General features: G+C 28.7%; 18 protein-coding genes and 1 riboswitch. Of the genes, 2 read left to right on the top strand and 16 right to left on the bottom strand.

The genetic code is table 11. The features are described from left to right. The 5 genes from Q4A58_RS01490 to hcp form a co-directional block, all read right to left on the bottom strand. Entirely contained in the window at positions 1-861 is an 861-nt protein-coding gene (locus Q4A58_RS01490; RefSeq protein WP_303115959.1) for a rhodanese-like domain-containing protein, read from the bottom strand. Beyond that, positions 845-2,842 carry a 3-dehydroquinate synthase gene (gene aroB, locus Q4A58_RS01485; protein ID WP_368501012.1) on the bottom strand — a complete coding sequence of 666 codons (1,998 nt, stop codon included), beginning with the start codon at positions 2,840-2,842 and terminating at the stop codon, positions 845-847. The genes Q4A58_RS01490 and aroB overlap by 17 nt, the downstream gene beginning before the upstream one ends. Before the next feature lie 133 nt (positions 2,843-2,975). Further along, the gene (locus Q4A58_RS01480) at positions 2,976-3,845 is read right to left on the bottom strand and encodes an alpha/beta hydrolase (protein ID WP_303115953.1); all 870 of its coding nucleotides are present in this window, start codon (positions 3,843-3,845) and stop codon (positions 2,976-2,978) included. Positions 3,846-3,921: 76 nt separating this feature from the next. After that, complete coding sequence (locus Q4A58_RS01475; RefSeq protein WP_303115951.1) at positions 3,922-4,164, bottom strand: hypothetical protein; 243 nt, start codon at positions 4,162-4,164, stop codon at positions 3,922-3,924. Between the two features lie 18 nt (positions 4,165-4,182). Continuing rightward, complete coding sequence (gene hcp / locus Q4A58_RS01470; protein ID WP_303115949.1) at positions 4,183-5,868, bottom strand: hydroxylamine reductase; 1,686 nt, start codon at positions 5,866-5,868, stop codon at positions 4,183-4,185. A gap of 223 nt (positions 5,869-6,091) precedes the next feature. Here hcp and Q4A58_RS01465 point away from each other — a divergent pair, with 223 nt between their 5' ends. Further along, entirely contained in the window at positions 6,092-6,616 is a 525-nt protein-coding gene (locus Q4A58_RS01465; RefSeq protein WP_303115947.1) for a redoxin domain-containing protein, read from the top strand. Positions 6,617-6,895: 279 nt separating this feature from the next. Continuing rightward, entirely contained in the window at positions 6,896-9,478 is a 2,583-nt protein-coding gene (clpB, locus tag Q4A58_RS01460) for an ATP-dependent chaperone ClpB (RefSeq protein ID WP_303115945.1), read from the top strand. A gap of 135 nt (positions 9,479-9,613) precedes the next feature. On the opposite strand, the gene purD is transcribed toward clpB, so the two are convergent. The 11 genes from purD to Q4A58_RS01410 all read right to left on the bottom strand — a co-directional run bounded on the left by purD (position 9,614) and on the right by Q4A58_RS01410 (position 23,000). Further along, positions 9,614-10,879: a phosphoribosylamine--glycine ligase gene (purD, locus tag Q4A58_RS01455; RefSeq protein WP_303115943.1), complete on the bottom strand. Its 1,266-nt coding sequence runs from the start codon at positions 10,877-10,879 to the stop codon at positions 9,614-9,616. Between the two features lie 21 nt (positions 10,880-10,900). Then, positions 10,901-12,412, bottom strand: coding sequence for a bifunctional phosphoribosylaminoimidazolecarboxamide formyltransferase/IMP cyclohydrolase (gene purH / locus Q4A58_RS01450; RefSeq protein WP_303116036.1), 1,512 nt, complete (start codon positions 12,410-12,412; stop codon positions 10,901-10,903). Positions 12,413-12,419: 7 nt separating this feature from the next. Then, positions 12,420-12,962: a phosphoribosylglycinamide formyltransferase gene (gene purN, locus Q4A58_RS01445; RefSeq protein ID WP_303115940.1), complete on the bottom strand. Its 543-nt coding sequence runs from the start codon at positions 12,960-12,962 to the stop codon at positions 12,420-12,422. Further along, positions 12,950-13,966: a phosphoribosylformylglycinamidine cyclo-ligase gene (gene purM / locus Q4A58_RS01440; protein ID WP_303115934.1), complete on the bottom strand. Its 1,017-nt coding sequence runs from the start codon at positions 13,964-13,966 to the stop codon at positions 12,950-12,952. The genes purN and purM overlap by 13 nt, the downstream gene beginning before the upstream one ends. A gap of 19 nt (positions 13,967-13,985) precedes the next feature. Further along, positions 13,986-15,356, bottom strand: a complete 1,371-nt coding sequence (gene purF / locus Q4A58_RS01435; RefSeq protein WP_303115931.1) for an amidophosphoribosyltransferase — start codon at positions 15,354-15,356, stop codon at positions 13,986-13,988. Between the two features lie 71 nt (positions 15,357-15,427). Further along, positions 15,428-16,141: a phosphoribosylaminoimidazolesuccinocarboxamide synthase gene (gene purC, locus Q4A58_RS01430; RefSeq protein ID WP_303115929.1), complete on the bottom strand. Its 714-nt coding sequence runs from the start codon at positions 16,139-16,141 to the stop codon at positions 15,428-15,430. 45 nt (positions 16,142-16,186) lie between these two features. Then, positions 16,187-16,666, bottom strand: a complete 480-nt coding sequence (gene purE / locus Q4A58_RS01425) for a 5-(carboxyamino)imidazole ribonucleotide mutase (protein ID WP_303115926.1) — start codon at positions 16,664-16,666, stop codon at positions 16,187-16,189. Positions 16,667-16,689: 23 nt separating this feature from the next. Next, positions 16,690-20,427, bottom strand: coding sequence for a phosphoribosylformylglycinamidine synthase (locus Q4A58_RS01420; protein ID WP_303115924.1), 3,738 nt, complete (start codon positions 20,425-20,427; stop codon positions 16,690-16,692). Between the two features lie 550 nt (positions 20,428-20,977). After that, positions 20,978-21,076, bottom strand: a riboswitch (purine riboswitch). A gap of 235 nt (positions 21,077-21,311) precedes the next feature. Further along, entirely contained in the window at positions 21,312-21,494 is a 183-nt protein-coding gene (locus Q4A58_RS08065) for a DUF4209 domain-containing protein (protein ID WP_368501010.1), read from the bottom strand. A gap of 26 nt (positions 21,495-21,520) precedes the next feature. Next, positions 21,521-22,444: a hypothetical protein gene (locus Q4A58_RS01415; protein WP_303115922.1), complete on the bottom strand. Its 924-nt coding sequence runs from the start codon at positions 22,442-22,444 to the stop codon at positions 21,521-21,523. A 13-nt stretch (positions 22,445-22,457) separates the two neighbouring features. Then, positions 22,458-23,000 carry a hypothetical protein gene (locus Q4A58_RS01410; protein ID WP_303115919.1) on the bottom strand — a complete coding sequence of 181 codons (543 nt, stop codon included), beginning with the start codon at positions 22,998-23,000 and terminating at the stop codon, positions 22,458-22,460. Positions 23,001-23,053: the final 53 nt, after the last annotated feature.

Here is a 23,053-nt window from a genome sequence, read left to right as displayed (position 1 = left end):
CTATTCAAAATTATAATTAGTCAATATGCTGGAGCTCAGTTCACCTTTATCTTTTTTAAATTCATTCAATGATAGTTCTATAAAACCTCCAGCTACATTAAAAGCATTTTTTATACCTAAATCATTTAGAAAACCAACTGCATCCAGACTTCTATGTCCTGTTCTGCAATACACATAGACATTTTTATCCTTTGGAATGGAATCTAATTGGTTGACAAGACTTCTTAAAGGAATATTTACAGCTCCCTTTATATGACCAGCCTCAAATTCATAGTCTTCCCTAACATCTAGTAAAAAAGACTTGTGTTTTACTAAATTTTCAATATTTTCAACTTCAATCTCATTTACATTAACTATTTTAGCTTCCTTATTTATTGCCATTAAGGCAGCAATATTTAAAATATCAGGGTTTATATCATTGTCGCTGTAAACTCTAACTTTTGCTAATTCTTTGATACCCATATCATTGTCCATCAGACTTTTTATGCAGTCTAATCTTTTTTCAATATTTCTCTCATTAGCAATTTGAAAACCTAAAATTTTACCACTGTTAGCTTCAAAAATTATTTTTACAAAAGCAACTAGATAAGATGGTGAAGGTCCATTATAATCATTTGAAAGATATTTGACTGTTAAAAAATTTTTCCCTGTTTCTTTAAGTTCCCTTGTTGTATAGCCTATACTTCCCAGTTTATAGTTATGCAAGCTGAAAATATGAACCTTATTATTAATAAATTCCCTATTTTTAGCCCTAAATATATCTTCATCAAAATTATAATTATTACTTTTCAGATCTTTATATATTATATTAATGAAATCTTCGTCAAAATAGGATGAGATATTTTTATCCAATTTTATCATTTAATCCTCCCAATATTGCACCTATTAAATTATCATATTCTGAAACTTGAAATTTCTCTTTATTGAAATAATCAAGTATAGCTTTCAAAATAATACTTCCTCCAATTATAACATCTCTTCTTTTATAATCCAAACCTTTTATATCTAAATTAAGTGGAATATTTTTTAAAAAAAGTTCAATATTTTTTTCAATATCATTCTTATAGAGATAATATAGATGGACTTTATCGCTGTCATATTCTTCCATTTTTTCTTTTACACTAACTTGAGTGGTAACTGTACCTGCAAGCCCGATTAAATTAAAATCATATAATAAAAAGTCATTTAATTTTTTTAATTCTTGCTTCAAATACTGTGTTGCATTATCTATATTAGTTCCTGAAAAATTATATTTTCCATCTTTTAAAAAGAATTTCTCTGTGATTCTAACTGCTCCCACATCAATACTTATAGTTTTTTTAATTCCTTGATTATTTCCAAGAGTAAATTCAGTTGAACCACCACCTATATCGAAAACAAGAATATCTTTTTTTAGCTCAATAGCAGAGCTCAGTCCTTTAAAATTTATGTATGCTTCTTTTTCACCACTTATACAGTTTATTTTTATACCTGTTTCATTTAAGACTTTTTCAATAAAATAATCTCTATTTATTGAATCTCTTGTTGCAGAAGTAGCAAAACAAATCGTATTTTTTATAGGAATTGAAAATTTATCTAAAGTTTCTTTAAATTTTTTTAAGGCTGTAAGGCTTCTTTCTATTGCTGTTTCCTTTAAAAATTTATTCTTATTGACATCTTCACCCAGTTTAACTATCTCTAAATCTTTGTGAACAATTCTTTTTAAATTAAGCTTATGCCCATTTTCACTTAGCTCAGCTACAAGCAGACGACAAGAATTAGTACCTATATCTATACTGGCTTTTAATATATTATTTTTATATTTATTCATAACTTTAAGAATTTCATCTTCAGTTAATACAATTTTTGATAGAGATTTATCTTGGAAAATAGCAATGCTTATAATTTTTCCAAAAGAATTTTTTTTATCCTTATTCATAAGTTCAAAAATTTTATCTTTTGGCATAAAAATAGGTTCAGCATCAATCTCAAAGAGTTTGAATAAATTTTTTGCCTTCTCTAAAAAGTTTTTATCTATATAGCCTCTTAAGAAAGAAATTTCCAAATCAAAAGTTATGCCCTTTGCAACAGCTTCTCCATGAGAAATAGTTTCATAGTTATAGAAACTTTCAAGGGCATGGGCATAAGTATGTCCTAAATTTAAAAATGCTCTTTCAGCTTTTTCAAGAGGATCTATATCTACATAGTTCTTTTTAATTAAAATAGACTGTTCAACCATATTTAAAAGAGCTTCACTATCATAATTTTTTATTTTTTCAGCATTTTTAATAATAAAATCAGTATAGTTTTTATCTTTTATCAAAAATAAATGCTTTAAAACTTCTCCCATACCTGATTTAAATTCTTTTAAAGGTAGAGTTTTCAAAAATTCTACATCAATTATGACCTTGTAAGGTTGTTTGAAAGCACCTATCATATTTTTACATTTAGGATGATTTATAGCAACTTTTCCTCCCACACTTGCATCAACCTGTGCAAGTAGAGAAGTTGGAACTTGGATAAATTCTATTCCACGCATATAAGTTGCAGCGATATAACCTCCCATATCACAAACAACTCCTCCTCCTAAAGAAATTATAAGTGATTTTCTTGAAAAATTATGCTCAAGCATAAAATCATAGACAGGAAGAATAGTTTCAATATTTTTATATTTTTCACCATCTTTTACAGTAAAATAGAAAATTTTATCTTTTTCCGTTAAATTTTTTTTTATTTTATCAAAGTATAAGTCAGCTACTGTTTCGTTTGAGAAAATTAAAACTTTATCAAAATTTATAGTAAATTCATTTAAAATATTAAGAATTTCTGAGCCGATATAAATATCATTTGAAATTTTTTTAATTGACATAAAATCCCCTTCTAATTTTTATTCCAGTAATTAACATTATAACATATTAAAAATAAATTAGAAAAATAAAAAAGCCGACTTGGTCGGCTAAATTGTATCAGCAGTTAATAAAGAAAGTTTTTTAAAATTATATTTTATTGAACCATTCTATCTGTTCTTTTATAGCTTTCTTAAATATTTCTCCCTCATATATCTCATAATGACCACAGTCATACTCTATAAGTTTTTTATCTGAATTTAGTTTTTCAAATATATAGTTCATTTCTTCAGGTGAGTTTACAACATCATTTTTGGCTTTTCCCAGAAGAACAGGGATTTTTATGCTTGACAAATCATTATCTACAGACAGTTCATTTATGTGTTTTATAGTAGATAGAGATAATTTTGTATTCATTAAAATTGGGAATAAATCCTTGTATCTTTCTAAGAAATCTTTACTTTGCTCGTCAGATAGAAGCTTTTTAAGGGGTAATAATAATTTTTTATTTTCACTTATTTCTTTGTACTTTATATTTTCAATTTGATTAATATATTTTTCTATACCTTCTTCATCAAACCCCAAAGTATTATTTCTAAGACCATTAGCGAAGGTAATTTGTGCATATACTCCATCTATTTCTCTTTTTAGTGCGGCTAACTTTAAAACATATAAACCACCTAGAGATGTCCCCCATAGAAATAGTTTATTATCTTTTAAATCTTCGTCTTTTTTTACATAGAGAATCATATTTAAAATATCATTAATTTGATTTGAAGGTATGATTTCTCTATCTCCTTGACTTTCACCAAAACCATTATAATCAAAAGTTACTACATCAAAACCTTCTTTTGAAAAAATTTCTGCATATCTAGGGAAGAATAAGTCTTGTATTCCTGCAAAACCATGACACATCAATATAGTTTTAGCTTTTCTTTTTTGAGTATCAGCTAAATATCTTCTCCCTTTTAGAATATTTTTTTCAGAATAAATTTCAAAATTTTTGCTTTCTATTTCCATCTAAATCCTCCTTAAATTTTTTGCAAATTATTTTATATGATATAAGGAATTATTTAGTATGTCAAATTAAATTTTTTTATTTTCTTTTTCCAACAGCTAAAATATTTTCTACATCAAAGGCATGACATGGTGTTACAGCGTAAACCATAGAACAATGAGGGCACTCGTATTCAAAAGTTGTCATTGTAATTTCTTTGTTACACTCTTTACAAATGAATGTAGCTGGGAAGGGCATCATTTGATCATAGAAGCCCATCATTCTAAGTTTTGCCTGAACTTGTTTACCATCTTCAAATTTTCCTGAACAACCGTCGTGCATAAAAACCTCCTTTTAGAATTATATTAAATTAAATTTTTTCAAATCTTCATCTACTGTTGTCATTCCAGCTATGCCAAAATTTTCTACTAAGACTTTTACTACATTTGGTGATAGGAAGGCTGGTAGTGTTGGTCCTAGATGTATATTTTTAACACCTAAGTACAGTAGAGCAAGTAAAACAATTACAGCCTTTTGTTCGTACCAAGCAACATTGAATGCTATAGGTAGCTCATTTATATCATTAAGTCCAAATACTTCTTTTAATTTTAAAGCTACTACTGCCCATGAATATGAATCATTACATTGACCAGCGTCTAAAACTCTGGGTATACCATTTATATCTCCTAAGTTTAATTTGTTATATCTGAACTTAGCACAGCCTGAAGTTAAAATTATAGTGTCTTTAGGTAATTTTTCTGCAAATTCTGTATAGTAATCTCTCTTTGCCATTCTTCCATCACAACCACTCATAACTATAAATTTTCTAATAGCACCTGATTTTATATTTTCAACAATAGTATCAGCTAAACTTAAAACTTGATTGTGGGCGAAACCGCCTACAATTTCCCCACTTTCGATTTCATTAGGTGCTTGACAAGTTTTTGCCAACTCAATCACCTCAGAAAAGTTTTTTGTTCCATCTTTGTTTACTTTAATTCTTTTCCAGCCTGGGAAACCAGCAGCATTAGTAGTAAAAACTCTATCTTTATATGAAGCATTTTTTAATGGTGGAACTATACAGTTTGTTGTGAAAACAATAGGACCATTAAAATTAGTAAAATCTTTTCTCTGATCCCACCAAGCATTTCCATAATTTCCATAGAAGTGAACATACTTTTTTAATTCAGGATAAAAATGACCTGGTAACATTTCTGAGTGAGTATATATATCGATACCACTATTTTTACTTTGTTCCAACAGCTGTTTTAAATCATAAAGGTCATGACCACTTATTAATATTCCTGGTCTTGTCCCAGCACCTATTTTGATTTTTGTCATTTCTGGATTGCCAAATGTAGAAGTATTAGCTTCATCAAGCAATGCCATAACTTTTACACCATGATGACCACAATCTAAAACTAAAGCTATTAAATCCTCCACTGATAAGTTGTCATCTATACTTGCAAGAAGAGCTTTTTCTGTAAATTCAAAAATATCTTCCTGTGTTTTACCTAAGTTCATTGCATGTTCAGCATAGGCAGCCATACCTTTTAAACCATATATTAATAGCTCTCTTAAAGATCTTATATCTTCATTTTTTGTTCTTAAAACTCCAAGAAGATCTTGTTTGTCAGCATAAGTTTGTAGTTCTTCATCTGAATCAAAATGCCAGTTTATAATTTCACTGCCATATCTCTCTATCATACTTTTATCACTGTCTTTTATATATTTTTTTAAATCTTCTCTTAATTTAAGTCCTTCTTTTATTTCATTTATTATAGCTTCATTATCAAAGTTAGCATTAGTTATAGTTACAAACAGAGAGTTTACAAGGTATTTATTTACTTTATCCAAAATTAATTTTTTTGCTTCTTCTCTTTTTCTCAAAATAGAACTATAAATTGCAAGTCCTTTTGCTGTATATATTAATAAATCTTGTAGTGCAGAAGTATCTGCTTTCTTTCCACAAACCCCTATAGTTGTACAGCCAGTCCCTTGAGCTGTTTCCTGACATTGATAACAAAACATATTATTTGTTGACATTTTCTTTCCTCCTCTTGATTGCCCGACAATATTTAATTTCTATAAAAGTAAAATACTATAAAAATTTATAAAAATCGGTAACAGTTGTTACATACTTTTTCTTGAAATATTTCAATAAATGACATATAATAATTCTATAAAATATAAGCTAATAAAAATGGTAACTAATAGACTGAAAACAAGCTATTTGATTTATTAAATTCCAATTAAGGAGGGAAATATTATGAAAAAACTTTTATCAATATTTTTTATTTCACTTTTAATAATTTCGTGTAGCTCGACAAAAGAAAAAGAAGTAGTAGCAAGAAGCTATGATTTGGCAAGGGTATCTATGATTAAACCTATGGCAAACTTTAGAGTTGAAAAAATAAATGATGAAACAATTGTAGATAGCAAAACTATTATAAATAATAAAAAGGCAAATCTAGTTATAGTTATTACAGAATGGTGTCCACATTGTAAAAATGAACTTCCTGATATTGAAAGATTTTATACTGATTATAAAGATAAGGTTGAGCTCACTGTTATATATAGCAATGACAGGACTACTAAGGAGAGAGTTAAAATATTTGATACTTCACATAATTTTTCTTTTAAGAGATACTTTGATAAGTATAATGAGGCTTATGTTGTTTTTAGTGTAAAGAAATATCCTAGTAACTATATTGTACAGAATGGGACTTTTGTAAAAATAGATAATCCTGTAACTTATGAAAAATTAGTTGAGATTTTTAAGAGTTTAAAATAATAAGAGATTTATTTTAATATTAAATAGTTCCTAAATTATATATTTTAATAAAAAGAAAGTGCTGAAATAAGTTTATTTAATGAACTTGTTTTAGTATTTTCTTTTTTTATAATTATATTTATAAAATTAGTTTTAAACAGTGAATGTAAAATTTAAAAAAAGCTATTGACAATTTTAAAAGTACATGATATATATAATCTATAAATTATTAGCCACTAAATTAAGGGAGTGCTAAAAAATAAAAAAATAGTTTTCTTAATTTAAAAAAGGAGGGATTTTATGAACCCAAATAAATTTACAGAAAGTACTATTATGGCAATAAATTTAGGTATAGACATAAGTAAAAATAATATGCAGCAGACATTGAAAGCTGAATGTTTAGCTTTGGCAATTTTAAGTCAAGCAGATGGTTTAATTCCTAGAGTAATTAACAAAATGGATTTAGATTTAAAATATATTAAAAATGAATTGGAAAGAGAGATTAAAAATTTCCCTAAAGTTCAAATGCAGAATATAAATAATGATGAGAATATAAACATAGATCAGAGAACATATTCTATTTTAAAAAATGCAGAAACTATTATGAATAGTTTGGGGGATAGTTTTTTAAGTGTCGAGCATATTTTTTGGGCTATGATAGAGAATTTAGATGTTTTAAAAAGATGTGGGATAAAATTGGAGAAGTATAAGGAGGTATTGATGAATATAAGAGGAAATAGAAAAGTAGATAATCAAAATCCAGAAGCTACTTATGAAGTTTTAGAAAAATATGCTAAAGATTTAGTAGCTTTAGCAAGAGAAGGAAAAATTGATCCTATAATAGGTAGAGATTCTGAAATAAGAAGAGCTATACAAATAATTTCAAGAAGAACAAAAAATGACCCTATTCTAATTGGAGAACCAGGAGTTGGTAAAACAGCAATAGTTGAAGGATTAGCACAGAGAATTTTAAATGGTGATGTTCCAGAAAGCTTAAAAAATAAAAAAATATTTTCACTTGATATGGGAGCCCTTGTTGCTGGTGCTAAATATAAGGGAGAATTTGAAGAAAGAATGAAAGGAGTACTAAAAGAAGTAGAAGAGTCTAATGGAGAAATTATTCTTTTTATAGATGAGATACATACTATAGTTGGAGCTGGAAAGGGAGAAGGTTCTCTTGATGCTGGAAATATGTTAAAACCTATGCTTGCAAGAGGTGAGTTAAGGGTTATTGGAGCTACTACTATAGATGAATACAGAAAGTATATAGAAAAAGATCCAGCACTTGAAAGAAGATTTCAGACAATTCTAGTTAACGAACCTAATATAGATGACACAATTTCTATTTTAAGAGGTTTAAAAGAAAAATTCGAAACTTATCATGGAGTGAGAATTGCAGATGCTGCTATAGTTGAGGCAGCTGTTCTAAGTCAGAGATATATAGCAGATAGGAAACTTCCAGATAAGGCAATAGACTTGATAGATGAGGCAGCAGCTATGATAAGAACTGAAATAGATTCTATGCCAGAAGAACTTGACCAACTTACAAGAAAAGTTCTTCAGGTGGAAATAGAAATTAAGGCTTTACAAAAAGAAACTGATGATTCATCTAAGGAAAGACTTGAAAAATTGGAAAAAGAATTAGCAGAATTAAATGAAGAAAAAAAGGTTTTAACTTCTAAATGGGATTTAGAAAAAGAAGATATTGCAAAAATAAAAAATATTAAAAAACAAATTGAAAATGTAAAGTTAGAAATGGATAAGGCAGAGAGAGAATATGACTTGACAAAACTTTCTGAATTAAAATACGGAAAACTTGCTGGGCTTGAAAAGGAATTAGTGGAACAACAAAATAAGATTGATGGTAATGGAAAAGAAAATTCATTGCTGAAACAGGAAGTGACAGCTGATGAAATAGCTGATATAGTTTCAAGATGGACAGGGATACCAGTATCTAAATTGACTGAAACAAAAAAAGAAAAGATGTTAAAATTGGAAGATAATATGAAGGAGAGAGTAAAAGGACAAGATGAAGCAGTTAAAGCAGTTGCAGACACTATGCTTAGATCTATAGCAGGATTGAAGGATAAGAATAGACCTATGGGATCTTTTATTTTCTTAGGTCCTACTGGAGTTGGTAAAACTTACTTAGCAAAAACATTAGCTTTCAATTTGTTTGACAGTGAAGATAATGTTGTCAGAATAGATATGAGTGAATATATGGATAAGTTTTCTACAACAAGACTTATAGGTGCTCCCCCTGGTTATGTTGGTTACGAAGAAGGTGGTCAATTAACAGAAGCTATAAGGACAAAACCTTATTCTGTTATCCTATTTGATGAAATAGAAAAAGCTCACCCTGATGTATTTAATATTTTACTTCAAGTTTTAGATGATGGTAGACTTACTGATGGTCAAGGAAGAGTAGTTGATTTTAAAAATACGCTTATTATAATGACATCAAATGTTGGTAGTCATTTGATATTAGAGGATATAAATCTGTCAGAACATACTAAAGAAATGGTTTTAAATGAACTGAAAGGAAGATTTAGACCTGAATTTTTAAATAGAATAGACGATATTATAACTTTTAAAGCCTTAAGTTTAGATTCAATAAAAGAAATAGTTAAACTTAATTTAGAAGCTCTGGAAGAAAAATTAAAAGATAAGTATATAAATCTGAATTTTTCTGATAAGGTAGTAGAATACCTAGCTGAAAATGCTTACGATCCACACTATGGAGCAAGACCACTTAGAAGATTTATACAAAAGGAAATAGAAACAAATCTAGCAAAAAAATTATTGGCAAATGAAATAAAAGAGAGAACCACTGTACTTGTAGACTTAGAAAATAATAAAATTATCTATCAGGAAGTATTATAAAATTTAATAGGGCTGTTGTATGAACTGTATTTTAAATCTTGTGTCTAGGATTTTGGATGGAGTTCAATGTAGCAGCCCTTAATTTTTATATTTAATTGTTTAAGATTAGTAAAATAGAGAGTGTAGAAAAAAAGTTCACACTCTCATAAGACCTATATCTTTTCTAAAGTATTTATCTTTAAATTTAATTTTTTCTAACTCTTTGTAAGCGTTCTCTCTTGCTTTTTCAGCTGTATTTTGTATAGATACAATATTTAAAACTCTACCACCATTAGTAAAAAATTTATTATTCTCTGATTTGACTCCAGCTAGGAAAAAGTTTGCATTTTTATTATTTTCAAACTCTTCCAAACCTTCTATTTCATTTCCTTTCTCATATTTAACTGGATAACCACCAGCAGCTAAGACAACACAACAGGAAGCTGCATCCTTCCATTTAATATCGAAGTTTTCTAAATTTTTATCCATTGCACTTTGAATTAAATTTAAATAATCACTTTCAAGAAGAGGAAGCACAGCTTGAGTTTCTGGATCTCCCATTCTCATATTGTATTCAAGTAAATATACCTCATCCCTAGCTATCATAAGTCCAAAGAAAATAATTCCACAAAAATCAAGTTTTTCTTCTTTTATTCCTTTTAATGTAGGTTTTAGTATATCTTTAATAAATTTTTCTTCTACTTCTTTAGTGTAATAAGGATTAGGAGAAATTACTCCCATCCCTCCAGTATTCAATCCTTGTTCACCCTCGGATATTTTTTTATGATCCTTAGCAGATAAGAAAGGTAGAATAACCTTAGAATCAGTAATAGATAGAATAGACACTTCCACCCCATCCAGAAATTCTTCAATAACAACTGTATCTCCTGCATTTGCAAAGATTTTATTAGTCATAATTTCATCTAAGGCATCTAAAGCTTCTTTTTTATTTTGACAAATTAAAACTCCCTTTCCTGCTGCCAGTCCACTTGCCTTTATAACAAGAGGATAGTTCATTTCATCCAAATATTTTATAGCTTCTTCTTTATCAGTAAATGCTTTATATTTTGCAGTTTTGACCCCATATTTCTGCATAAAGTCTTTAGCAAAAGCTTTTGAACCTTCTAGCATAGCGGCTCTTTTATCAGGTCCGAAGATTTTTAAACCTTGACTATGAAATTTATCTACAATGCCATCAACTAATAACTCTTCACTTCCAACTATGGTTAAATCTATTTTTTCTTGTTTGGCAAAGTTAAGAATTTCCTCTGTCTTTGAAATATTTATATTTTCACAATTTTTTAAAAACTTATTGTATGCATTTCCTGGAGCTGCATAAATTTTTGTAACTTTTTTATTTTGGGAAACCTTCCATGCTATTGCATGCTCTCGTCCACCTGAGCCAACTATTAATATTTTCATTTTTATTCTCCCATCAGTTAATTAATGTTTAAAATGTCTTAACTTACTAAATATCATAGAAATATTATTTTTATCACATTCATCTATTGATTCTTGATCTCTTAAAGAACCACCAGGTTGAATAATAGTAGAAACTTTATTTTTAGCAACTAATTCAACCACATCTTTGAAAGGGAAAAAAGCATCAGAGGCCAAGACTAAATCATTTTTTCCAAATTTTTTTGCCCTTTCAACAGCCTTTTCAGCTGCCCAGATTCTGCTCACTTCTCCGCCACCAATTCCAAGTGTTTGACCATCTTTTACTATAACTATAGCGTTTGACTTTATGTATTTTACAACTTTTAATGCAAATAATAAATCTTTTTCCTGTTCTACACTAGGCTTTGTCTTAGTTACAATTTCTAAATTTTCACATAGCTTTGTATTACTATCTTGTACAAGTATTCCACCATCAACTTTTATAAATTCTTTTTTATCACTTGGTTTTTTTCCACATTTTATAAGTCTTAGATTTTTCTTTTTAGTTAGAAGCTCTAAACTTTCTTTTGAGAAATCAGGAGCTATTATTATTTCTAAAAATATTACATCCAAAAGTTTAGCCGTTTCAAGATCTAATTTTTTATTGAAAGCAACTATACCACCAAAAATTGATACAGAATCCGATTCATAAGCTTTTTTATATGCCCTCTTTGTTGTATCAGCAATAGCCACTCCACATGGAGTTGAGTGTTTTACTGCACAGCAAGCTGCTTCATCAAATTCTGATACAAGCTTCCAAGCTAAATCCATATCTCTAACATTGTTGAAAGATAAGTCCTTTCCATTTAACTGTTCGAAATCTTGCATGGCTCCATCATTCATATTATCAATATAGTAAGCAGCTTTTTGATGAGAATTTTCGCCATATCTCATAAGCGAATTTTTTTTATAAGATATAGTTAGGTATTCTGGAAATTCCTCATCCAATAGAAATTGAGATATAGCTGCATCGTAGGCAGAGGTTAAATTGAAAACCTTTCCTGCAAGCATCTTTCTTGTATCAAAGCTTACATCACCATTTTTATCTATTTCAGTTTTTATTAATTCATAGTCTTTAATATCACTTAGAACAACCACATCTTTAAAAGATTTTGCAGCCGATCTAAGCATAGTAGGACCACCTATATCAATAAATTCTATTTTATCTTCAAAGCTCAAATTTTCTTTAACTTTTTCAAAGAAAGGATATAAATTTACAATTACATAATCTATTGTATCTATATTTTTTTCCTTTAAAGTATTCATATGTAATTTATTATCCCTCAGTGCAAGTATTCCACCATGGATATTGGGGTGTAAAGTTTTTACTCTGCCATCTAGCATCTCATCAAATTTTGTAATCTTACTCACTTCTATAACAGGTATATTATTTTCAAGCAGATATTTATATGTTCCACCTGTTGAAATAATTTCAATGTTTTTGCTAACTAAGAACTTAGCCAAGTCTAAGATACCTGTTTTATCAAATACCGAAATTAAAGCTCTTTTCATTATAAAACTCCTATTTTTTTATTAATTTTTTCACAACTCTAGGAAGTAACTTCCATTCTTTTTCTAAAACTAAACTTTGAATCTCTTCAGGGGAAGTAGCTGAACTTATATCAACTTTTTCTTGTTCTATTATAGCTCCAGCATCAATTTCTTCATTAACATAATGAACAGTACAGCCACTTTCTTTTTCAGAATTTTTAAATACTTCCTGATGAACTTTCATTCCATACATACCAGAACCGCCATACTTTGGTAAAAGTGAAGGATGAATATTTATTATTTTATTCTTATATTTTTTTAAAAGTTCACCATTTAAGATTGATAGAAAACCCGCTAATACAACTAAATCTATCTCTCTTTTTTCAAGTAATTTTAAAATTTTTTCAGAGATTTCATTTTTTTCAAATTGAAAAAAATCTATATTATTCTCTTTTGCAATTTGCTCAGCTCCACATTTTCTATCAGCTATGACACAATCTAAATTTATTCCATTTTTTATTAGTTGTCGCATATTAGAGCCACTACCAGAAACAAGAACAGCTATTTTAGACATAAACTATTATTTCCCTTCTGTATATAGCCGATTTCGTAAGCTTCTTCTCCGAGATTTCTTAAAAACTCTATAATGGCTTCTGTATCTTTTTCATCAACGACTAAAGTAAAGCCAACACCCATATTAAATGTACCATACATTTCATTTTCTTCAATACTACCTCTTTCCATAGTTAGTTTAAATATTTCTGGGACTTTTATCTTATTTTTAAATACAACAGGCGAAAGTTCTTTAGACATACAACGAGGTAAATTTTCTATAAGCCCTCCTCCTGTTATGTGAGCCATTCCATTTACATTAAATTTTTCAAGAAGAGCTAATATATTTTTTACATATATTTTTGTAGGTGTTAACAATATATCCGCTACTTTCTTCTCTCCAAATTCTTTTGTTTTTATTATCTCTTCATAGTCTTTAAAAATTTTTCTAACTAAAGAATAACCATTACTATGGAAACCGCTTGAAGAAATGGCAATTATTTTATTTCCTTCTTTAACTTTAGAGCCATCAATTAGGTTTTCTTTTTCAACTATACCCACGCAGAAACCAGCTATATCATAGTCACCATCTTTATAAAAACCTGGCATTTCTGCTGTTTCACCACCAACTAAAGCAGCCCCTGCTTGAAGACAACCTTCTGTAACTCCTAAAACAAGTTCAGCAGCAACATCTGCATCTAATTTTCCACAAGCTAAATAATCTAAGAAAAATAAAGGCTTTGCCCCATGACATAACACATCATTAACACACATTGCAACACAATCTATTCCAACTGTATTATATTTTTTTTGTTTTAAAGCAATCTCTAGTTTTGTCCCAACTCCATCAGTTCCAGAAATAAGAACAGGATTTTTATATTGACCTAATTCATACATAGCTCCAAAACTTCCTAAATTTGTTAAAACTGACTTATTATGAGTCTTTAGAACATTTTTTTTCATAAGTTCAACAGCTCTGTATCCTTCTTCTTTATCTACACCTGATGATTTATAAGAATTTGACATTTATTTTCCTCCACTACTTTTATTTAAAGCAATCCATATTACAATTTAATCCATTTAAAGCTTTTGTTAAGTTTTCTATTGATAAGTATTCTAAAGTTGTAGCACCTATATGTTGTCTAATTTCTTCAACTGACATAATATTTCCTATTAGTTCTTTATCACTGGCTATACTTGCACCAAAATATGCTTCACTTATTACAACTGGTGATGCTGATCTAAAATGTACTTCTTTTGCACCAGCCTCATAGAGAATTTTTATTAAAATTTTTGAAGTTGTTCCTCTCACAAGAGAATCGTCAACAACAACAACTCTTTTATCTTTTATCAGAGTTTTCATGGCATTTAGTTTTAATCTAACTGCCATCTCTCTTGAAGCTTGCCCAGGCATAATAAAAGTCCTACCTATATACTTATTTTTTAATAGAGCTGTTGCATAGGGGATTCCACTGGCTTCTGAAAATCCTATTCCAGCTGGAACACCCGAGTCAGGAACTCCTATTACAAAATCTGCTTCAATAGGATTTTGTTCATAAAGATACTTTCCACAGGCATGTCTAGCCTCGTATACACTTAAACCGTCCATAACGCTATCTGGTCTACCAAAATATATATATTCAAAAGAAGAATAAGATCTTTTTTTTGTGTCGCTATATTTTATAGATTCCATTCCGTTTTTATCAATTATAAGCATTTCTCCAGGTTCAATATCTCTTATTAGTTCTGCTCCTATGCTGTCAATTGCACAAGATTCAGAAGCGATGACATAGGTACCATCTTTAAATTGTCCTAAGCAAAGAGGTCTAGTACCTAATGGGTCTCTTACTGCAACTAATTTATCTTCTATAATAATTGCCATTGCAAAAGCCCCTTCGATGGCTCTTATAGTATTTAATATAGCGTTTTTATAGCCATATTTTGCATTCTTCCCAATTAATTTTAATATAATTTCTGTATCAGTTTCAGTTTGAAACATTGAACCATTTTCTAGTAAATCATTAACTATAGCTTGTGTATTAATTAAATTTCCTGCATGTACAAGAGAAACCTTACCTAATAATGAGTCCCCTCTTAATGGTTGATAATTTCTGAATGAAGTTCCATTTTCTACACCATATTTTACATGGCCTACTAAAATATTTCCCTTATAACTATTTAAATCTTTAACTGAAAAAACATCTGCAACTAAGCCTTTTCCTTTTATAGTTTTGTGTCTTATAGCTTCTTCTGAGATGGAATCACATATAGTTATTCCAGCACTTTCTTGTCCTCTGTGCTGTAGAGCATAAAGACCATAATATGCTATAGAAACCAAATCATCTCTATAGCCTTCAGTGTATAAAGCAAAAATTCCTCCTTCTTCAATTTTTTTTACCATTTTTGAACTTCCCATTTTATTAGTTTCCTCCTAATTCTAAACCTCTATACTTTTATATTTATAATTTTTTATAAGTTTGATAATTTTTAGTTTTTTCCGCCAAGTCTTTTAAATATTTCTAAATAAGCATCTTCTACATTTCCTAAATCTCTTCTGAATCTATCTTTATCAAGCTTTTCACCTGTTTCTTTATCCCAGAATCTGCAAGTATCTGGAGTTATTTCATCTGCAAGTAATATTTCACCTTTTGAATTTTTTCCAAACTCAATTTTAAAATCTACTAAAATAATTCCTAATTTATCAAATTTTTCTTTTAAAAGATTATTTATTTTTTTTGTTATCGAATAAATCTCTTCTAGTTCTTCATAAGTAGCTAGATTTAAAGCAACAGCATGGTGATCGTTAATAAGAGGATCACCATATTCATCATTTTTATAACAGATTTCAAAAATAGTATTGCTAGGTCTAGTTCCTTCTTTTATTCCTACTCTTTTAGCCATAGATCCAGCAATCAAATTTCTTGTTATAACCTCTAATGGGAATATCTCAACCTTTTGACAAAGTTGTTCTCTATCATTTAATTTTTTTACAAAATGAGTTTTTATACCATTTTCTTCCAATAAATTAAAAATTACAGTTGTAATCTCATTATTTAAAATTCCTTTATTTTTTATAGTTCCCTTCTTTGCACCATTTCCTGCTGTAGCATCATCTTTATAGTGAACAATTACTAAATTTTCATCATCAGTCTTATATAATTGTTTAGCTTTTCCTTCATAAATAAAATCTCTTTTTTCCATTTTTTCTTCTCCTTTTACATTTTATAAAACCCAAAGTTATATAATTTAAAATTCTACTTTTCTTTCATTATCAGCTATAAATTTTTCTTTCATTTCTTTTCTAAATCTAGCTAATTTTTCTTTAAGTTCAGGATATTTAATTGATAGTATTTGAACTGCAAGCATTCCTGCATTGTATGAATTATCTATTCCAACTGTTGCAACCGGAATAGATTTTGGCATCTGTACTATAGAATATAGTGCATCCAAACCACCTATAGCTCCATTTAAAGGAACACCTACAACAGGAAGTAAAACTTTAGAGGCTATAACTCCGGGTAAATGTGCTGCAAGTCCAGCTCCGGCAATAATTACTTCCACTCCTCTTTCCTGTACATCCACTAAAACTTCTTCTAGCTTTTCTGGAACCCTATGTGCTGATAAAACATATGCTTCAAAATCAATTCCAAATTCTTTTAAGCAAGTGGCAGCTCCTTTCATCTTATCTTTATCTGACTGACTTCCAAAAAATATTGCTACTTTCATCTCAACCCCTCTTTTTTAATTTTTTATTTAAAATATTTAATTCCATTTAAGAAAATATTTTGGTCCAATTTACCATCTATATTCTTAAATATCCCATCAGAATATCTTTCCGAATGTCCCATTTTTCCTAAAATTTTTCCATCAGGTGAAATTATCCCCTCAATAGCTAAACTTGATCCATTAGGATTAAATCTAAATTCGTTTGTAGCTTCTAAATCAAAGTTTACATACTGAGTTGCTATCTGATTATTTTTTATAAGTTCTTTTAAAGTTTCTTCATCGGCATAGAATCTTCCTTCTCCATGAGATACCGGTATATCAAAACTATCTCCTATTTCAAAAGATGATAGCCATGGAGAAGAATTTGAAACTATCTTTGTTTTTACCATTTGTGAAATATGTCTGCCTATTTTATTAAAAGTCAAAGTTGGTGATTTCTCATCCAATTTTCCTATCTTTCCATAAGGAAGAAGCCCAGATTTAATAAGAGCTTGGAAACCATTACAAATTCCTAAAATAAGTCCGTTTCTTTCCATGAATTTTTCTATTGCTTCCTTTATTCTTGGATTTTGTAAAATTGCAGCTATAAATTTTCCTGAACCATCAGGCTCATCTCCTGCACTGAATCCTCCCGGCAAGACAAAAATTTGAGAATTTTCTAAGTCTTTAACGATTTGCTCTATCGAATCTCTTATAAAATCCTGATTTAAATTTCTGAATAATCTTATCTTAGATTCTCCACCATTTTTATTAAATACATTGTACATATCATATTCTGAATTTGTTCCCGGGAAAGCAGCTATCAAGACTCTTGGTTTTGCAACTGTTATTGAGCTTTTCAATATTTTTTTCTCAGTATTTTGACCCAAATCTTTATATACTTCAACTTTCTCATCTAACTTATGAGGGAATATAGTATCCAATTTTGCTAACCATTTTTCCTCAACTTTTTCCAGACATATTTTTTCTTTTGAAGTCTTGATAGCAAATTCACTTATTGTTTCTCCTAAGTATACTGCATTTTTATATTCTAATTTATCTGTAGATTCAACTACTATACTTCCAGGTCTTAGAGAAAATAAGTCAATTTCTTCATTTTCCAAATTAAATCCTATTCTGTTTCCAAAACTCATTTTTGATAAAGCCTCTGAAAGTCCTCCGGCTTTGATAGCCATAGCTGAAACTATTTTTTCTTCTTTCATATTTTTTAATACAAAATTAAAATTTTCTTTTAATTCTTTACTGTCAAAGAAAAATTTATCATCCATTTTATTTTCAATTAAATATAGTTTATTTCCGCTTTTTTTGAACTCAGGTGAAATAACATTATCAATATTGACTGAAGTCACAGCAAATGAAATTAGAGTTGGTGGTACATTAATATCATTAAACGTACCGCTCATAGAATCCTTCCCTCCAATGGCTGCAATTTCAAAATCTTTTTGAACCTTTATAGTACCTAAAAGAGCTAGTAATGGTTTAGACCATTTGTATGCATCTTTTCCTAATTTTTCAAAGTATTCTTGGAACGAGAGTCTGGCTTTAGTATAGTCAACCCCGGCTGCAACAAGTTTTGCCAATGATTCAACTACTGCATACATAGCTCCGTGATATGTTGACCATTCACTTACATAAGGATTAAACCCATATGTAATAGCGGAAGCTGTCTTGGTATCTTTATCTAAAACAGGAAGCTTAGCAATAGAAACATCAATAGGAGTCATTTGATATTTCCCACCAAAAGGCATAAGAACTGTTCCCGCTCCCACCATAGAATCAAACATTTCACATAGACCTTTTTGTGATGCCACATTCAATTTAGAAATATTTTCCACCCATTTTTCTTCTAAATTTAAGTACTTGTTTTCAGCTTTAAATGGACTTGCTTTTTTAGCATAATCTTTTACTTCCACTTTAACTGTTTGTTTAATTCCATTTGTATTTAAGAAAGCTCTAGATATGTTTACAATATCTTTTCCCTTCCATCTAAGAATTAATCTTGCTTCTTTTGTAACTCTTCCTACAACTGTTCCCAGCAGATTTTCTTCAGCAACATATTTTAAAAACTCGTCAGTATCTTCTTTAGAAACTATTATTGCCATTCTTTCTTGTGACTCTGATATGGCAAGCTCTGTACCGTTAAGCCCATCATACTTTGTTGGAACCAAATCAAGATTTACTTCAACTCCGTCAGCCAATTCTCCTATGGCAACTGAAACTCCTCCTGCCCCAAAATCATTACATTTTTTTATTAACTTTGTTGCCTTAGGATTTCTAAATAGTCTTTGAATTTTTCTTTCTTCTGGTGCATTTCCTTTTTGAACCTCAGCACCACATAGTAGTAGTGAATCATCTGTATGTTCTTTCGACGAACCTGTTGCTCCACCACAACCGTCCCTTCCTGTCTTTCCACCTATTAAAATTATGCTGTCTTCCGGAGCGGGACTTTTTCTTACAACATTTTCTACGGGAGCTGCTGCAACAACTGCTCCTACTTCCATTCTTTTAGCCTTATAGCCCTCATGGTATATTTCAGAAACTAGGGAAGTCGCTATTCCTATTTGATTTCCATAAGATGAATAACCGCTTGCTGCCCCCTTAGTTATTTTTTTCTGTGTCAATTTGCCCTTTAAAGTATCTTCCACTCTTTCTAAAGGATTAGCTGCTCCACTCACTCTGATTGCTTGATATACATAAGCTCTTCCTGAAAGCGGATCTCTTATTGCACCTCCTAAACAAGTTGATGCTCCTCCAAAAGGCTCTATTTCTGTAGGATGATTATGAGTTTCATTCTTAAACATCAGTAACCATTTTTCTATAGCTTTCTTCCCTGAAAAATCCTCTGTTTCAACATCTATATAAACAGAGCAGGCATTATTTTCTTCAGAAACTTCTAAATCTTCAAGTTTTCCTGTTTTTCTTAAATATTTCCCCATTACAGTTGCCATATCCATAAGTGAAATATCTTTATGTGGAGCAACTATATTTTTAATTTCTAAATAATTTTGAAATTCTTTTGACATATCCTTTCCAAATTCTGATTCAGGAAATTCTACATTTAATATCTTAGTTTCAAAAGTTGTATGTCTACAGTGATCTGACCAATATGTATCAAATACTTTAATTTCTGTTTCAGTTGGATTTCTTTTCTCTTCCTTAAAATAATCCTGAATATATTTTAAATCTTCAAAAGACATTGAAAGAGCCAAGTCATCTCTTAATTTTTTCAATTCTTCCTCAGATAATTTTAAAAAGTCATCATAAGTTACAACCTCTGTATTAAATACTATATCTTCTTTTGCTAATAAATTAAGATCTTTTTCCCTTGTTTCAATAGGATTTATATAGAAATTTTTTATTTTATTGAATTCTTCATCTGTCAAATCTCCGGATAAAATTATTAACTTTGCAGTTTTTATCTCTACATTTTTCTCCCCCTCAACAACTATATCTATACATTGTAGAGTTGAATCTGCTCTTTGATCAAATTGTCCCGGAAGATATTCCACTGCAAAATATTTTTTCCCAGTCAGGTCAATTTTTTCAAAAATATTATCAGTTACAACTTCTGAAAGAATCATCCTTTTTATTTTTTCTACATTTTCTTGCTTACCAGATAAGTTAAAGAGATCATAGCAGTTGATAAGTCTTAAATCTTCTAAAGAGTTTATGTTTAACTCTTCTTTAAACTGTGCCAACAATCTTTTTGCATCCAGATCAAAACCATTTTTCTTCTCTACAAAAAATCTTAAATCTGACATTTTTCTCCTCCATATAATTTTTTCACTATAAAATTAAAATTAATAAATATATATTATAAATTTTACATTTGGGTATCTAAGAAAAATTTTCATTTCTTCGAAACTCAATTCCCATAAACTAATTTGATAACCATACTGTGATAACTCTAGTGTTTTCTTCGAGCTAATGCTCTCGAAATTCACTGAGTTTCACATTTGGGTATCTAAGAAAAATTTTCGTTTCTTCGAAACTCAATTCCCATAAACTAATTTGATAACCATACTGTGATAACTCTAGTGTTTTCTTCGAGCTAATGCTCTCGAAATTCACTGAGTTTCACATTTGGGTATCTAAGAAAAATTTTCGTTTCTTTGAAACTCAATTTTTCTAAGATAACCATAAAAAAATCTGGGTACACTCTACCCAGATTAAAGCACAACAAAAAAATTGAAAAAATTTTTCTTAGTTATTTTATTTTTCTTTTTCATATATAATTCAACTCTTTCTATATTTAAGTACATTACTATCCTCCTAATTTTATCAACCAATAAAAAATTTACTTTAAGCAAAATAGTAAAGTCCTTTTTTCGTAGTGGTTAATTTACGGTCAACCGTAGAGACACTTGTCCATATTCACAAGCATATACGAATAATATTCAATTCCTTATATATGATACAGTATTTTTAAAAAATTGTAAATAGTTTTGTTATTTTACAACTTTCATTTTACAACTTTTATTATTTTCAATTAAGGTTTTAAAATCATTTATTCCTATCAGGATTTTCTTCATTTGGATCCCTCCTTTTAAAGAGTTTAATCTTCTTTTTTAATTTCTTCTATTCTATCAAAATATTCATATAATTTCTTTAAAAATAATATTAATATAAATAATCGTAATGTAGTTTAGAGTTTATTATATTCTTCATAATTTTTATAACCATAACAAACAGAATTTCTAAAATTATAGTGATTTATATCATTATTTAAAAGCCAAGAAAAATAATTTATAAAATCTTCTCCATATATTACTCTTATGTTATCATCTTTTAATAAATTCTCTAAATTTTTTCTTTTTTTGTATAGAATTACCTTTTGCGTATAATTCTATCTAATCAATAAACTTTTTTCAAATTAAAATACTCTTTTTCACTTCTTTCTTTTTTATAAAAATTTGCTATTGAGTACATTTTTTTTGAATAAGATTTTTTATTTGCTATTATAAGTTCATATTTTTTAGGAATTTTTATAATTTCTTCCTCATTAAATAAATCAGCCTCAAAAGATTTTTCTTCAACTTCTAAAAAATCTCTCATTTCTATAAACTTTTCTTTTTTTATGAAAGTTTTTACATAATTTAAAGCATTGTCGTAATAATTACTTCCCTTTGTGTAAAGGATCAAATCAAGGTTATTAAAAAATTTAGTCGAATTTTTATTAGTTACTCCAAAAGTTATAAGAGAATCAGCACATAGAATTTTTAAAAGCTTTTTATTTCTATAATCTTCTTCTTCTTTATTTTCCAGAGCAATTAAGATTATATCTGAGGTTCTTGCCTTTATTTTATGATAGTTATTTAAAATTTTATTGTAGTTGAAATCATTAATTAATAATATTCCTAAGTTATTTAATGAGAAAAACCAAGGATTTTTATAATTATAGTAATCTAAAGAATATGAAAAGGCACTGGACATATCCTCCAGAAAATCTTTTAAGAAAGGAAAATAAGTTTTAAACTTATTAAAAGCTTGTATAAAAGAATCCATATTAAATTTTCTAAGATTCTCCAAATATAAGACAGCTTCTATATCAAGATCATTGGCTAAGTAGTCTTTATCAGTTATTGCAACAACATTATCTAAGATTTCTTTTTTTAACTCATTTTTTATATACTTTATAAGAGCATAGTCCTTATCAAAATCTTTTGACATTATCCTTACAACAGCAATGTACTTATTTGGATTTTCTATAAATTCATTTATAACATCAGAGAAAGTTTGCTCATCTATCAATATCATTTTTCTATTTTTTATTTTCATATAAATACCTACCCTATCTATTTAGTTTTCTAATTGCTTTTATAATCTCTTTGTTTTTAGTTGCCTTAGCATATAATTTCATAAATTTTTCAAAATTGTCCTCATCTAAATTTAATTCTGTTTTTATATAGTCTTCTAATTTTTTTATTTCCTGTGGAAACAACATTGGTTTTGTTGAGTTATTAATTTCTTCAACACTTTTGTCACCATTTAGGAAAAAAATTATTTTTTTCCAATTATCCATAGGATCTATTTTTCTCAGAAGCATAATGCTTCTATAATCAAGTTCTGGAACTTCAGGAAAGCCTTTTCTTTTTAAAAAGGCAAGAGTTTCTTCATCACCATAAGTGAAGGATAAAAGTTCTCCAGCCTTTCTCATATTCATTATTTTTGGCAACTTTGTAATAATGTTATTTGTTCTTAAATACTTTGATAAAGGTATTAATTTAACAGCTGAATAAAAAGCTATGGCAAATTCATTAAAACTTAAATTTTCCATGAGTTCATTATTTTCAATTAATTTTATCATTGAGTTAATTTTATTAAAGTCAATCATTTTTACTCCTATTAAAAATTATTTTAAATAATTATTTATTTAAATATATCATT

Origin of the sequence: Fusobacterium sp., from assembly GCF_030528405.1 — a bacterium.
Classification (GTDB): Bacteria; Fusobacteriota; Fusobacteriia; order Fusobacteriales; family Fusobacteriaceae; genus Fusobacterium.
This window is presented reverse-complemented; position numbering and strand designations above follow the sequence as displayed.